Origin of the sequence: Selenomonas timonae (assembly GCF_014250475.1) — a bacterium.
In the GTDB taxonomy this organism is placed as follows: Bacteria; Bacillota; Negativicutes; order Selenomonadales; family Selenomonadaceae; genus Centipeda; species Centipeda timonae.
This window is the reverse complement of the sequence record NZ_CP060204.1, coordinates 1,913,226-1,927,469: the sequence shown is the minus strand read 5'-3', so window position 1 is coordinate 1,927,469 and position 14,244 is coordinate 1,913,226. Positions and strand designations below refer to the sequence as shown.

Annotated in this window: 11 protein-coding genes; all 11 read left to right on the top strand. The window is 52.9% G+C overall.

All coding sequences use genetic code 11. The features are described from left to right. Window positions 1–76 precede the first annotated feature (76 nt). The 11 genes from rpsO to H1B31_RS09210 all read left to right on the top strand — a co-directional run bounded on the left by rpsO (window position 77) and on the right by H1B31_RS09210 (window position 14,241). Entirely contained in the window at window positions 77–343 is a 267-nt protein-coding gene (gene rpsO / locus H1B31_RS09260; protein WP_185980105.1) for a 30S ribosomal protein S15, read from the top strand. A gap of 125 nt (window positions 344–468) precedes the next feature. Beyond that, window positions 469–2,538, top strand: a complete 2,070-nt coding sequence (locus H1B31_RS09255; RefSeq protein ID WP_185980104.1) for a polyribonucleotide nucleotidyltransferase — start codon at window positions 469–471, stop codon at window positions 2,536–2,538. Further along, window positions 2,538–3,107: a cob(I)yrinic acid a,c-diamide adenosyltransferase gene (locus tag H1B31_RS09250; protein WP_185980103.1), complete on the top strand. Its 570-nt coding sequence runs from the start codon at window positions 2,538–2,540 to the stop codon at window positions 3,105–3,107. The genes H1B31_RS09255 and H1B31_RS09250 overlap by 1 nt, the downstream gene beginning before the upstream one ends. Window positions 3,108–3,119: 12 nt before the next feature. Next, a complete protein-coding gene (locus tag H1B31_RS09245) occupies window positions 3,120–4,361 on the top strand; it encodes an adenosylhomocysteinase (protein WP_185980102.1) in 1,242 nt (413 codons plus the stop codon). Between the two features lie 11 nt (window positions 4,362–4,372). Beyond that, the gene (locus H1B31_RS09240) at window positions 4,373–5,650 is read left to right on the top strand and encodes an amidohydrolase (RefSeq protein WP_185980101.1); all 1,278 of its coding nucleotides are present in this window, start codon (window positions 4,373–4,375) and stop codon (window positions 5,648–5,650) included. 68 nt (window positions 5,651–5,718) lie between these two features. Continuing rightward, the gene (locus H1B31_RS09235) at window positions 5,719–8,352 is read left to right on the top strand and encodes an FtsK/SpoIIIE family DNA translocase (protein WP_185980100.1); all 2,634 of its coding nucleotides are present in this window, start codon (window positions 5,719–5,721) and stop codon (window positions 8,350–8,352) included. Window positions 8,353–8,485: 133 nt separating this feature from the next. Further along, window positions 8,486–11,104, top strand: coding sequence for an alanine--tRNA ligase (alaS, locus tag H1B31_RS09230; RefSeq protein WP_185981275.1), 2,619 nt, complete (start codon window positions 8,486–8,488; stop codon window positions 11,102–11,104). A 60-nt stretch (window positions 11,105–11,164) separates the two neighbouring features. Beyond that, window positions 11,165–12,118, top strand: coding sequence for an HlyD family secretion protein (locus tag H1B31_RS09225; protein WP_185980099.1), 954 nt, complete (start codon window positions 11,165–11,167; stop codon window positions 12,116–12,118). Window positions 12,119–12,215: 97 nt separating this feature from the next. Continuing rightward, entirely contained in the window at window positions 12,216–12,530 is a 315-nt protein-coding gene (locus H1B31_RS09220; protein WP_185980098.1) for a YerC/YecD family TrpR-related protein, read from the top strand. Then, window positions 12,527–13,708: an ATP phosphoribosyltransferase regulatory subunit gene (hisZ, locus tag H1B31_RS09215; RefSeq protein WP_185980097.1), complete on the top strand. Its 1,182-nt coding sequence runs from the start codon at window positions 12,527–12,529 to the stop codon at window positions 13,706–13,708. Before H1B31_RS09220 ends, hisZ begins: the two co-directional genes overlap by 4 nt. Continuing rightward, window positions 13,705–14,241: an HD domain-containing protein gene (locus H1B31_RS09210; protein ID WP_185980096.1), complete on the top strand. Its 537-nt coding sequence runs from the start codon at window positions 13,705–13,707 to the stop codon at window positions 14,239–14,241. The genes hisZ and H1B31_RS09210 overlap by 4 nt, the downstream gene beginning before the upstream one ends. The last annotated feature ends 3 nt before the right edge of the window (window positions 14,242–14,244 follow it).

Genomic DNA, 14,244 nt, shown 5'->3' with positions numbered 1-14,244 from the left:
ACAGAACCATGACTCAGATGACGAATAATCCGACGTTTTCTTGGTCAGTGGTGAAAAAATTATGAGGAGGATTCCAATGCTCACACAGGAAAAGAAACAGGAAATCATCAAGGAACATGCCGTCCATGAGGGCGACACGGGCTCGCCGGAGGTGCAGATCGCCGTTCTGACGGCACGCATCCAGTATTTGACGGAGCACCTGAAAGAACACAAGAAAGATCATCACTCGCGCCGTGGGCTTCTGAAGATGGTTGGACATCGTCGTCGCCTTCTGAGCTATCTGTATCAGACGGATATTGAGCGCTATCGCTCGATCATCATGAAGCTCAATCTGCGTAAGTAATATTCCGAACACGGAGAGAAAGAGCGGGGGATTCCCCGCTTTTTTGCTGTTGGGACAAGGATTCTATGATATTTTGTCGAATGCTTTTGTCATATGGAACGAATAGAGAGACCTAGGAGGATATTATGCAGTGTTTCGAAATTGAGTTGGGCGGACGAAAGCTCACCGTAGAACATGGGAAAATGGCAAAGCAGGCAAATGGCGCTGTTCTGGTTCGCTATGGCGATACCGTAGTCTTGGTGACGGCGACGGCTTCGAGTGCTCCGCGTGAGGGCGTTGACTTCTTCCCGCTGACGGTGGACTACGAGGAGAAGATGTATGCGGCGGGAAAGATTCCCGGCGGCTTCATCAAGAGAGAAGGACGCCCAAGCAGCGATGCCGTGCTCTGCGCGCGCCTGATCGACCGTCCCATCCGCCCGCTGTTCCCAGAGGGCTTTCGGAATGACGTTCAAATCGTGGCAACAGTTCTCTGCGTAGAGCAGGACAATCCTCCGGAGATCGCCGCCATGCTCGGTGCTTCCTGTGCTCTCACTGTGTCGGACATTCCCTTTATGGGGCCGATTGCCGGTGTTCGTGTCGGCTATGTTGACGGCTCATTTGTCATCAATCCGACGGAAGCACAGAGGGAGGTGTCGGAACTCAATCTGACGGTAGCAGGTTCCTATGATGCTGTGATGATGGTTGAGGCGGGAGCAAATGAGCTCTCCGAAGAGATCGTTCTCGATGCCATCCTCTTTGGCCATGCCGAGATTCGCCGCCTTGTCGCGTTCCAGAACGACATCCAAACAGCCTGCGGCAAGGAGAAACAGACGCCCGCCATCTTCACTGTTTCCGAGGAGCTCGAATCCAAGGTGCGCTCCTATGCCGAGGAGCGCCTCGATGCCGCGACACGCAACAGCGACAAGCTGATGCGCGATGCAGATATTGCCGCTATTAAATCAGAAACCGTTGAGCATTTCATCGAGGAATATCCGGACGCAGCGAAGGAAATTTCGCAGATTCTCTATAAGATCGAAAAGGGGATCGTCCGTCATATGATCACGCACGAGAAGATCCGTCCGGACGGCCGTGCGCTTGATGAGGTGCGCCCTGTCAGCTGTGAGGTTGGTATTCTGCCGCGCACGCATGGCTCCGGACTCTTTACAAGAGGTCAGACACAGGTGCTCACCGTCACCACGCTCGGCTCGATCGGAGATGAACAGATTATCGACGGGCTTGGACCCGAGACGACGAAGCATTATCTGCACCACTATAATTTCCCGGGCTACAGTGTTGGAGAGGCGCGCCCCATGCGCAGCCCCGGACGGCGTGAGATCGGACACGGTGCACTCGCGGAGCGTGCGCTCTTCCCGATGATTCCGTCGATTGAGGACTTCCCGTATACAATTCGTCTCGTATCGGAGATTCTCGAGTCGAACGGGTCGAGCTCGATGGGCAGTGTTTGCGGCAGTACGCTTTCCCTGATGTGTGCGGGCGTTCCGATCAAGCGCCCCGTTTCCGGCGTTGCGATGGGGCTTGTGCGCGATGGGGATGACTATTCCATCCTGACCGATATTCAGGGGATGGAGGACGCGCTCGGCGACATGGATTTCAAGGTCGCCGGCACATCCAAGGGCATTACGGCCATCCAGATGGACATCAAGATTGCCGGCATCACACGTGATATTCTCGCCTCGGCTCTTGCTCAGGCAAAGCAGGGGCGGGCGTTCATCCTTGAAAAGATGCTCGAATGCATCGCCCAGCCTGCGGCAGAACTCTCCCCATATGCGCCGCGCGTGGAGGTTATCACCATTGACATCGAGAAGATTCGCGATGTCATTGGAACGGGCGGCAAGGTTGTCCGCAAGATCATTGATGAAACAGGCGTCGATGTCGATATTCATGAGGACGGCAACATCTTCATCACATCGCCCAACATGGAGGCGATGGATCGCGCACGCAAGATGATCGAGGATATTGTGCGCGAGGTCGAGGTCGGCGAGGTGTATACGGGGCGCGTCACGCGCTTCCTGAAATTCGGCGCATTCGTCGAGCTCCTTCCTGGCAAAGAGGGGCTTTGCCACATCTCGCAGCTTGCAAAACATCGCGTTGAGAGCGTCGAAGATGTTGTGAAGATCGGCGATCAGCTTGAGGTCAAGGTCATCGAAATCGACGAGAAGGGACGTATCAACGTCAGCCACAAGGCGCTTCTCTGATGATTCAGGTCTATACCGGAAACGGAAAGGGAAAGACTACGGCGGCAATTGGGCTTGCCATTCGTGCCTTGGGAGCAGGGCACAAGGCTTTTCTTATGCAGTTTATGAAGAGCCTTGCCTATAGCGAGCAGCATATTTTGCAGAAAATGCCGAATCTGACGCTTGAGACCACAGGAAAGCCCTTCTTTATTGCAGAAGAGGGGATGATGGATGAGCGTGCGAGAGAAGCGCTGGGGGCAGATGTTGTCATTTTCCCCAAGGGGCATCCGCCCGATGATTATGTTGCCTTGCTCACATCGGGACTTGATAGGGTGATGGATGTTATATCCAAGGGAGAGACGAATCTCATCATTCTCGATGAGATCAATATTGCGCTCTCCTTCGGGCTCTTGCGGAGAGAACAGATGGAGGAGATTCTGCACGCGCTGCCTTCGGAAATGGAGCTTGTCTGTACGGGGCGCAATGCGCCGCAATGGCTGCTTGATCGTGCGGATCTTATCACAGAGATGAGGGAAGTGCGGCACTATTACGAACGTGGAATCAGTGCCCGCAGAGGGATTGAAAACTAGAGGTGATTTTATATGAAGTCGATGATTCGCGATATTAATCTGGCACCGTCCGGTCATGCAAAGATCGACTGGGTCAAGCGCTTTATGCCGGTGATGGCGGCTGCCGACAAGGAGTACTCTGTGACCAAGCCGTTTGCCGGAATCAAGATGGTCATTACGCTGCATCTCGAGGCAAAGACCGCCTATATGGCGACAATTTTCAAGCATGCAGGTGCGGATGTCGCTGTCACGGGCAGCAACCCACTGTCCACGCAGGACGATGTTGCCGCGGCGCTTGTGGAGGAGGGCATCCATGTCTTTGCATGGCACGGATGCACGGAGGAGGAGTATGATGTATTCCTCAACCGCGCACTCGATATCAAACCAGATATTGTCATCGACGACGGCGGCGATCTGGTTGATATGCTGCATACGACGCGCCGTGAGCTGCTTCCATCCCTCATCGGCGGTTCAGAGGAGACGACCACAGGCGTTCATCGCCTGAAGGCGCTCGAGCGTCAGGGAAAACTTGAATTCCCAATGATTGCGGCAAATGACGCATACTGCAAATATCTCTTTGACAATCGCTATGGCACGGGTCAGTCGACATGGGACGGAATCATGCGTACGACGAATCTCGTCATTGCAGGCAAGACCGTTGTCATCGCCGGATATGGCTGGTGCGGCAAGGGCGGCGCTATGCGTGCACGCGGACTCGGCGCGAACGTCATCATCACGGAGGTCGATCCGATCAAGGCAATCGAGGCTGTTTTTGACGGCTTCTATGTCATGCCGATGGATGAAGCCGCAAAGGTCGGCGATATCTTCCTGACGCTGACGGGCAATAAGGACATCCTCTGCAAGCGTCACTTCGATGTGATGAAGGACGGCGCGATGATGGCGAACTCCGGACATTTTGACGTTGAGATCAACATTCCGGAGCTGACAGAGGGCTCCGTGTCCAACGATATCGTGCGTGAGAATATCAGAGAATTCGTCCAGCCGGATGGACGCCGTCTCTATCTTCTCGCTGAGGGGCGTCTGGTCAACCTTGCGGCAGGAGACGGGCATCCCGCAGAGATCATGGATCTCTCCTTCGGTGTGCAGTTCTTCTCAGCTCTTCATCTGGTACGTCACGGGCGCGAGATGAAAAAGGGCGTCCATCTCATGCCGGATGAGATCAATGTCGAGATTGCAAATATCAAACTGAACTCGCTTGGCGTTTCCATTGACGAGCTGAGCGCGGAGCAAAAAGAATATCTCGGGCTGGCATAGGAGAGTGTGCATTGAATACGCTGATTAAGAACGTCACTGCGCTTCTGCCTGATGGGACGACTGCGACTGCCAATATCGCCATTACGGATGATCGTATCACGGCTGTTGGAGATGTACCGCATGACTTTCACGCAGACAAGGTCATTGATGGTACGGCGCATTTTGCAATCCCCGGCTTTGTGAATGCGCATACACATGCATCGATGACCCTCCTGCGCAGCTATGCAGACGATATGAAGCTCATGGACTGGCTGGAGCAAATGATCTGGCCGGTCGAGGCAAAACTCCGCTCCGATGATATCTACTGGGGTGCAATGCTTGCCGCCGTCGAGATGATCCACAGCGGAACGACGTGCTTTGCCGATATGTACGGACCTGATATGGAGCGCGTTGCCGAGGTGGTCGAGCAGTCGGGGATGCGCGGCGTGCTCTCGCGCGGTCTCATCGGCGTTGCGCCGGACAGTGACAAGAAGCTGGAGGAGAACGCCGCCCTCTATGAGAATTTTCATGGTGCGGCTGATGGTCGCATCACCGTGATGTTCGGCCCTCATGCACTCTATACCTGTCCTCCTGACTATCTAAAGAGGGTCGCGGAGAAAGCGCAGGCGCTTGGTGCCGAAGTCCACATCCATATGTCGGAGACCGTGGGAGAGGTGGAGAACTGTATCAACCAGTATGGAAAACGCCCCTTTGCACACGTCGCCTCCACGGGATTGTTTGAAAACGGGACGCTTGCCGCGCACTGCGTCCACTTGGATGATGAGGATATTGATATCATCAAGAAGTATCATATTCGTGTCGCCCATAACCCCGGAAGCAATATGAAGCTGGCGAGCGGTACCGCTCCGGTGCCGCGCCTGTTGGAAGAGGGCATTTGCGTTGCGCTCGGTACGGACGGTGCGTCGAGCAACAACAATCTGGATATGCTGGATGAAGTTCAGCTCGCCGCGCTTATGCACAAGGTACACACCCTGGATCCGCTTGCCGTTCCCGCACTGACTGCGGTGAAGATGGGGACGGAGTACGGGGCGCAGGCTCTTTCGCTCCATGATGTCGGTCGCCTGCAGGCGGGGGATAAGGCAGACATCGTACTCTTTTCCATGCATGGGGCAGCGTGGACACCCTGTTATAACCCCGTGTCACTTCTTGCGTATTCTGCGAAATCCTCATCTGTCGATACGGTCATGGTCGACGGCAAGATTCTCATGGAGAACGGTGTGCTCAAGACGCTTGACGAGGAACGCATCCTGTACGAGGCGCAAAGAGTTGCAGATCGGCTGACAAAATAGTATACTGACATATGGACAAATGATTTTTGCTATGCCTCCGCTCTCTGAGGGCGGGGGCATAATGTGATATGGAGGGATTCTTTTTGGGAAAGAAAAGTTCTGGCCGACGAACGTCGCGGTCGGTTCCTGCCAAGCGAAGGAACACGGCGCCAAACGGATCAGGACGGAAGTATGAACTCATAGGACTTATCCTTCTTGCTTTTGCACTTCTTTCAGGGATCGGTATTCTCGGGCTGAATGTCGGCTTTGTCGGCTTCTTTTTTGCAGATTTCTTTCGCTATTTTTTTGGCTGGGGCGCTCCCTTTGCCATTCTGCTTATCGCCCTGATCAGTCTGCAGTATATTATCCATCATCGCGGTTTGCTCTATACAAAAAAATTCTTTGGTGTCATCGGCTTGTTTATTTCTCTGCTTGCCGTATGGCATCACTTTGTCATCCCTGTGGATGAGGAAATACTTCCGCAGAACCTTGCAGACGGCGGGGGATTGATCGGCGGAGCATTCCTTCTGTTCCTGCGCTCCTGCTTCGGTGTGGATGGTGCCATTATTTTGCTGAGCACCATCATTGTCGGATCAGTTCTCCTGTCTACAACATGGTCACTTGCCTCCGGTTATATGAAAACGAGGGAGCAGGCAAAGAAAGGGGCAAATGCGGCGGGTGCTGTCCTTCATACAACGCGTGAAAAAGTAAGTGCCGCAGCAGAAAAAATCGAGACAAAAACGGCAGCAATCGTCAGTGATACACTGTCTGCTGTCCCATATAATCAGGAAAAAGATCCGATGTTTTTGGAGGAGTCTGCACCTGTGCAGGAACAGGTGGCAGATCCGCCTGTTAGCGAGCCGCCCATTGCAAATTCTGTCGAGGAAGAACCTGAAACAGCGTCGGTGCAGGTTACGGAGATTACCATGCCGAATGAAACGCTGCCATCAGATACAACCGAAGAAACCTCTTCCGCGCCGTTTCCGATTGACTATGGGACTGTCGAAGAAGCACCACATGATGAAATTATTATCTCGCAGGGGGACGTTCCTCCTGTTGCAGATATTACAGTCACTGATGAACAGGAGTTTATGCAGGACGAGATAGAACCTCAAATGATGATTCCAACGGAAGAACAGGAATCTTCGTTTGAGCAGGATATAATCTCTCCGGATGCATCATCTGAAAACGACCATGAAGATCAGGCTGAGGCTCTGCCATCTGTCTCAGTTCCTCCAACCCATCTTCCTCCAGAGGCAGAGGAGGGCGGTCAGCATCCCTATGAAATTCCAAAGGTTACGCACATCCTTTCGAAGCATATCAAGAAAGAGAACGCATCGTTGGCGCAGGAAATTGAAGAGAATGCGCGTATTTTGCAGCAGACACTCGAAAGCTTTCACGTGAACGCGAAGGTCATCAGCGCATGCCACGGACCTGCAGTGACGCGTTATGATCTTGAGCCGGCACCCGGCGTCAAGGTGAGCAAGGTCACGAATCTCGCGGAGGATATCGCGCTACAGCTGGCAACATCCTCTGTTCGTATTGAACCCGTTCCCGGAAAAGCCGCGATTGGCATCGAGATACCCAACCGCACGCTTGAGGGCGTTCAGCTCCGTGAAGTTTTGGAAAATCCTCAGTTTCAAGAGGCATCATCCAAACTCACAGTTGGTCTGGGCATGGATATCAGCGGGCAGGCAATATTTGCAGATATTGGGAAGATGCCGCATCTCCTGGTTGCAGGTGCAACGGGCTCAGGTAAATCCGTGTGCATCAACACGTTGATCTCGAGCATCCTGTTCAAGGCAACACCCGATGAGGTGAAGTTCATACTGATCGACCCGAAGATGGTAGAGCTCTCGAATTACAACGGAATACCGCATCTCATGGTGCCTGTTGTGACCGATCCGAAGAAAGCCTCCTCTGTGCTGAACTGGGCGGTGCAGGAGATGGAGAAGCGCTATTCGATCTTTGCAACGCACGGCGTTCGGGATATTAAATCCTTCAATCGGCGCTATGCGGAAGAGACAATGCCCTTTATCGTTATTGTCATCGACGAATTGGCTGATTTGATGATGGTTTCGCCCAAAGATGTGGAGGATGCCATCTGCCGTATCCTCCAAAAGGCACGCGCTGCCGGCATACACATGATTCTCGCGACGCAACGCCCGTCCGTCAACGTCATCACGGGCATCATTAAGGCGAATCTGCCGTCCCGTATTTCCTTTGCTGTTTCGTCACAGGTGGATTCCCGCACCATATTGGATCGCGGCGGAGCAGAGACCTTGCTCGGCAAAGGGGATATGCTGTTCTCGCCGCAAGGCGTCTCCAAGCCGATTCGTGTGCAGGGGGCGTTCATCAGCGATGAGGAAGTCGAGATGCTCTTGGATTACATTCGTGCACAAGGGCAGGAAATCTGTGAAAACGAGGAGCTCATTGACTTCATGGAGAGCGAGGCGGAGGAAGAGGACAGATCCGAGGACGATGAACTTCTCGTAAAGCAGGATAAACTGCTTCCCGATGCCGTCGATCTGGTCATGTCCACAGGACAGGCATCCACCTCGAGCATTCAGAGAAGGCTAAGTGTCGGATATTCTAGAGCGGCTCGATTGGTCGACACAATGGAAGAGCTGCGTATCATCGGCCCGAGCGCCGGAGGAAACAAGCCCCGTGAGATTCTGATGACCTCGGAGCAGGCACAGGAACTCTTGAAAAGCGTCATGTGATATGGGAATTTAGTGTATGTATACCGTTTCACGGGACTGGGGATTCTTGTCTTTTTGCTAAATTTTGTGCTATACTTACGCACACTCAGTTCTTTAAGAACATAGCTTTAGGAGGGCGATTACGTTGAAATATATGACTGGAAATGAGCTGCGAGAAGCATATCTTCAGTTTTTCGCAGAGAAAAAAGACCATCTTCGGTTGTCCAGTTATTCTCTTGTCCCGGACAATGATCCCACATTGCTCCTGATCGGCGCCGGTATGGCACCTCTGAAGCCGTTTTTCACGGGCAAGATGAAGCCCCCCCGCAATCGCATTGTCACCTGTCAGCGCTGTGTTCGTACAGGCGATATCGAGAATGTCGGCCGTACCGCACGACATCAGACCTTCTTCGAGATGCTTGGAAATTTTTCCTTCGGAGATTATTTCAAGCAGGAGGCAATTCCTTGGGCTTGGGAGTTCCTGACCGAGGTTGTCGAGCTTCCCAAGGACAAGCTGTGGGTCTCCATCTATCCGGAGGATGATGAGGCGCGTGAAATCTGGCTGAAAGAGACGGATGTAAATCCCGACCATATTGTCGCGTTGGAGGACAACTTTTGGGAGATTGGTCCCGGTCCCTGCGGCCCCGACTCTGAGATCTACATTGATCTCGGTGAGGAGAGGGGATGCGGTGAGCCGACATGCGGTATTGGCTGTGACTGCGACCGCTTCCTCGAAATTTGGAATCTCGTCTTTACGCAGTATGACCGCACGGAGGAAGGCGAGTATAACCTTCTCGCGCACAAGAATATTGATACGGGCTGCGGTCTGGAGCGTCTTGCCTCTGTTGTGCAGAACAAGAGGACGAATTTTGAGACGGATCTTCTCTATCCAATCATTGAATATACGTCTAAAATTGCAGATGTACCCTATGGCACAGATCCGAAAAAGGATATTTCCCATAAGGTGATTGCGGATCATGCTCGCTCGGTTTCCATTATGATCATGGATGGCATTCTGCCTTCGAACGAAGGTCGTGGTTATGTCCTCCGCCGTACGCTGCGCCGCGCAATTCGTCATGGGCGCATGCTTGGCATTACGAAGCCGTTTCTTGACGGTGCGGTCGATGCCGTTGTCGAGATCTTCCGTAACGCGAAGGACTTCAGCGAGATTCTCGCAAAACAGGATTATATCAAGCGCGTGATTCGTGTCGAGGAGGATCGTTTTGCCTCGACGCTGGCACAGGGCATTGAACTACTGAATGAAGAGGTAGCACGCCTGAAGGACGCCCACGAGACCGTTCTGCACGGTGAGGTTGGCTTCAAGCTCTATGATACCTACGGTTTCCCGCGGGAACTCACCGAGGAGATCCTGCACGAGAATGGAATCACGCTCGATGGCGAGGGCTTCCATCAGGAGATGGAGAAACAGCGTACCCGCGCAAGAAGTGCGCGTGCGGAAAATCAGGCGGTCTCCGTTCCGGATTTGTCAGGCGTAGATACCGGAAGCCTGACCGAGGATGCAGATGCGGTGAAAGCCACAGTCGTTGCGATTTGGCGCGATGGCGGGCTTGTGGATGCCCTGCACGATGGTGAGAGCGCAGGGGTCATTCTCAGTACGACGCCGTTCCATCCCGAAGGCGGCGGACAGGTCGGGGACGAGGGCATTCTGCGCAGCGAGCTCGGCTATCTATCCGTCAGCAATACGAAGCGTCTGCCCGATGGGACAATCTATCATGTGGCATACGTCGAGGAAGGACAGATCCAGCGCGGCGACGCTGTAGACATCTGCCTTGATGCGAAGAAAAAACTTTCGTCTGCGCGGAATCACACTGCAACGCATCTGCTGCAGGCAGCACTGCGCCGCGTTGTGGGTGAGCACGTACAGCAGGCGGGGTCGCTCGTTACACCCGAACGCCTTCGCTTTGACTTCACGAATTTCGAGCCTGTGATGGAGCAGCAGCTGCGCGATGTCGAGGAACTTGTCAACGAGGAGATTCTGCGCTCGAACGATCTCCACATTTCCATGATGCCGATTGATGAGGCAAAGGAACTGGGCGCTATGGCACTCTTCGGCGAGAAGTATGGGGATGTGGTACGTGTCGTAAGCGTTCCGGATTTCAGCATCGAGCTGTGCGGTGGCTCCCATGTGAGCAACACGGGACAGATCGGTCTGTTCAAGATCGTCAGTGAGTCCGGCGTTGCAGCAGGTGTGCGACGTATTGAGGCAATCACGGGACGGGCAGCATTTGCATATGCAGCAGAAATGTCCCGTATGGTTCAGGAACTCTCGCGTAAGCTGAAAACGAGGTCGGAGGATCTTGTTTCTCAGGTGGATAAGTTCATGGATGAGAGAAAGTCCATGCAGGAACAGCTGCGTAACTTTGCCACCTTCCGCGATCAGGCAGATGCGCAGAAGCTCCTCATGGGTGTCCAGAACATTGGCGATTTCCATGTAGTGGTTGGCAAAGCCAATGTTGACTCGATGGATGAACTACGCAAGATTGCAGATCTGACATGCGAGAAGCTTGAAGCGGGCATCGTCGTGCTCGGAGCAATCATCGAGGATAAGGTCAACCTTGTCGTCAAGGCCGACAAAGCTGCCGTACAGATGGGTGCTCATGCGGGCAATATCATCAAGGAAGCGGCGAAAGCGGTTGGCGGCGGTGGCGGCGGACGTCCTGATATGGCACAGGCAGGCGGCAAGATTCCTGCGCAGCTGCCGCAGGCGTTTGAAGCGGCTGTTGCGGTCATCCGTCGGCAGATTTCTGCCTAATCGAAGGTGTTTATTAGGCTGTCACAGCGTTGACAGCCTTTTTTCATAGGATCAGCAGCCATGGAAATTGACATCACAAATTTTCTAAAGAAGAGAGCACTCCTATTCTTTGTCGTCTTTCTTATATTCATACTGTTCATCTCCTTCCTTCTGCTCCGTGGAACAGGGCGGACAGGCGAATCCACTATCTCCAATGCCCGCCTTGTATTTGAGCAGCAATCCATACAGGCACCGCATCCGCTCCTTGTGCAGGACGTGCATATCACGGAGGGAGACTCTGTGCAGCAGGGAGAGGCGCTTCTCAGCATACAGAACATCGTATCAGATGAAGAGCTTCTGCGTTTACAGAAAAACGCAGACCTTGCGCGCATGAATCTTGCACAAATTCAATCCGGCTTTATCGATACATTGTCCAATCAATCTCCCGACGCGCAGGAGGAGTTGGAGGCCGCACGGCGACGGATGGAGCGAATGAATGAACTTTATGAAATGGGGGCAGTCAGTGCAGCGAAGCGAAATGAGGCTGCTGCTGCATATGAACAGGAGAAGGCTGCACTCGGCAGTGTACAAGCGGTCAGGAGAGCGGATCCGAAGGCTGTGCAGGTGGCAGAGGAGCAGCTGAAAAAAGCGGAGCTTGCATTGGAGAAAGCGCGCAATACAGGTATCACAGAGCTTTATGCACAACGCACGGGGATCATCTCAAAAGTCTCTGTAAAGGCAGGGGATATACTTGCCGCAGGCGATGATATTCTAGCGCTCAATATCACAGACCATTGTTGGATTGAAGCAAGGCTATCAGAAGAAGAGGCACGACGTGTCTACTTAGGTCAAATTGTACGATATGAAATCAATGGTCTGCATTTTGAGGGAACGGTAGAGGAGATTACGGACATTGTGACAGAGCAGGTGGATGATAACGGAGCAGTCGAAAAATGTGTTCGCATATCAGTACCTCAAGAGAATGCATCAATAGGTGAATCGATATCTGATATCATATTGCACTTCTCTTCCTAACCTGCTGTACGGATGCGCCTTTTCGCTCGTCCTATTCTGTGTTATACTGTGAACGAATCAACGATATGAACCGAAGTGTTCATGAGAGGGATCTGTTATGGTAAATCAAAAATTGAGAGATGATCTGACCGATCAACTTTGTCGTGCTGTTCTTTCACTGGAAACGATGGAAGAATGCTATCAATTCTTTGAGGATGTCTGCACCATCGGGGAGCTTCGTGCCATGGCGCAGCGTCTGGATGTCGCTCGTATGCTTCACGAGGGCTTCACCTATGATGATATTGTCGCACAGACGGGTGCCAGTACGGCAACGATCAGCCGCGTGAAGCGCTGCCTGAACTATGGAGCAGATGGATATACGCTTGTGCTCAAAGGTATTTCCACGCCTCTCGATGATAAGGAGAAAGCATGATGAATCCCGAAAAGCTCATCCTGGAAACGCCCTATGGAACGCGGGATCTCCTGCCGAGAGATGCGGCGGAGATGCGGCATATGGAGAACATGCTGTCCTCTCTGTTCCGCTCTTGGGGATATGATGAGGTGGTCACGCCGACGATTGAGCATCTGGAGACATTGGCACCGCGCGTGCAGGAGGAAAACTCTCTCTTCATGCTCCTGGGCAATCAGAACAAGATCCTCGCCCTCCGCAATGAAATGACGACACCAATTGCGCGACTCGTCAGCAGTCGGCTGAAAGACGCACCCGTCCCCTTGAAATTATCCTATATCGGCAATGTGTTTCGTGTGGAGCAGACGCAGATGGGGCGCCAGTGTGAATTTCATCAGGCGGGTGTCGAACTCATGGGGAGCGAACGCCCTGCAGCAGATGCGGAGATTGTTTCACTTGCGATTGCCTCTGTTCTTGCATGCGGCATCAAGGATTTTCAAATACACATGGGGCAGGTGGATTTTCTCGATGGTCTCCTGTCGTACTTTGAGATTGACGAACAGTGCCAGCGGGAAATCAAGTCTGCGATTGAGCGTCACAATTTTGTTCTCATGGACAGTTTGATTGACGCCTTGCCGCTCTCAGAGCAGGACAGGGGAATGCTGAAGGAACTTCCCCTGCTCAATGGGCGGGAAGAACTTTTGCGCCGTCTCTATGATTTCCCACGCAATGAGCAAAGCCGACGTGCCATTGATAATTTGGCAGAAATATATGCGCTGCTCAAATCCTATGGCGTGGCAGACTATGTGCGTTTCGATCTCGGTATTATCCGCGATTTCAACTATTATACGGGGATGGTCTTCGAGGGCTATTCACCGGGACTTGGCTTCCCCCTGTGCGGCGGAGGCCGTTATGACCGCCTCCTGACAGAATATGGACATCCGATGTCGGCAACGGGATTTGCGCTCGGCATGGAGAGAATCCTGTTGACACTCGACCGTCAGGGTATTCAGATTCCGTCTGTATCGCGCGATGTTTATATCGGATATGCCGAGCAATCCATCGGCGAGGCAATCAGGCGGGCAATGGAGCTGCGTCAGACAGGAAAGATCGTCGAATTGGGGCTGAAGGGGCAGTCCTATGAGGAGGCAGAATCTTCCAGAGAAGCGCGCGGATATGCCGCCCTTGAGTATTTCCAATGAGACAGCGCATACGGCAGTTTATACAGGCCGTATTCGGACGACTGAATGCGGAGGGGCACACTTTTATCCGCACTTATCTGAGCACTCCCGAACAGAGGCTGTTCTATGCGATGCATGAGGCGGATCAGCTGCACGCTTTTCGCGTTGCACTCACGGCAAAGGAGCTTTATGCAAAGCAGTCTCGTGACGATTCGGACGAATACATCCTCCTGATTCGCTGTTCGCTCCTCCATGATATAGGACGTGTCAAAGGGGATGCGGATATCTGGGGCAAGGTGCTAGCTGTCCTTTTCTATCGCTTCATTCCGTCTCTGATTCCGTATTTTGTCCGAAAAAAAGACACGGCCAGTGTTTTGGGAAGAATAGGGAGGGCTCTTCATGTCCATATCAGCCATCCATATATAGGCGCTGACAAATTGCGCGCGATTGGCGCTGCTCATGTAGCCGAAATCATTCAGCACCATCAAAAAAAAGCAGCACCAGAGGATTCTCTGGTGCTGTCCCTGTTAAAGGCGGCAGATGCGCGCAACTAGAGG

Bases quoted from the DNA above. Each gene is read 5' to 3' on its own strand.
- H1B31_RS09245 (WP_185980102.1), top strand. From the start codon at position 3,120: ATGAAGTCGATGATTCGCGATATTAATCTGGCACCGTCCGGTCATGCA.
- H1B31_RS09235 (WP_185980100.1), top strand. From the start codon at position 5,719: ATGGAGGGATTCTTTTTGGGAAAGAAAAGTTCTGGCCGACGAACGTCG.
- rpsO (WP_185980105.1), top strand. From the start codon at position 77: ATGCTCACACAGGAAAAGAAACAGGAAATCATCAAGGAACATGCCGTC.
- H1B31_RS09210 (WP_185980096.1), top strand. From the start codon at position 13,705: ATGAGACAGCGCATACGGCAGTTTATACAGGCCGTATTCGGACGACTG.
- H1B31_RS09250 (WP_185980103.1), top strand. From the start codon at position 2,538: ATGATTCAGGTCTATACCGGAAACGGAAAGGGAAAGACTACGGCGGCA.
- H1B31_RS09220 (WP_185980098.1), top strand. From the start codon at position 12,216: ATGGTAAATCAAAAATTGAGAGATGATCTGACCGATCAACTTTGTCGT.
- H1B31_RS09225 (WP_185980099.1), top strand. From the start codon at position 11,165: ATGGAAATTGACATCACAAATTTTCTAAAGAAGAGAGCACTCCTATTC.
- hisZ (WP_185980097.1), top strand. From the start codon at position 12,527: ATGATGAATCCCGAAAAGCTCATCCTGGAAACGCCCTATGGAACGCGG.
- H1B31_RS09255 (WP_185980104.1), top strand. From the start codon at position 469: ATGCAGTGTTTCGAAATTGAGTTGGGCGGACGAAAGCTCACCGTAGAA.
- alaS (WP_185981275.1), top strand. From the start codon at position 8,486: ATGACTGGAAATGAGCTGCGAGAAGCATATCTTCAGTTTTTCGCAGAG.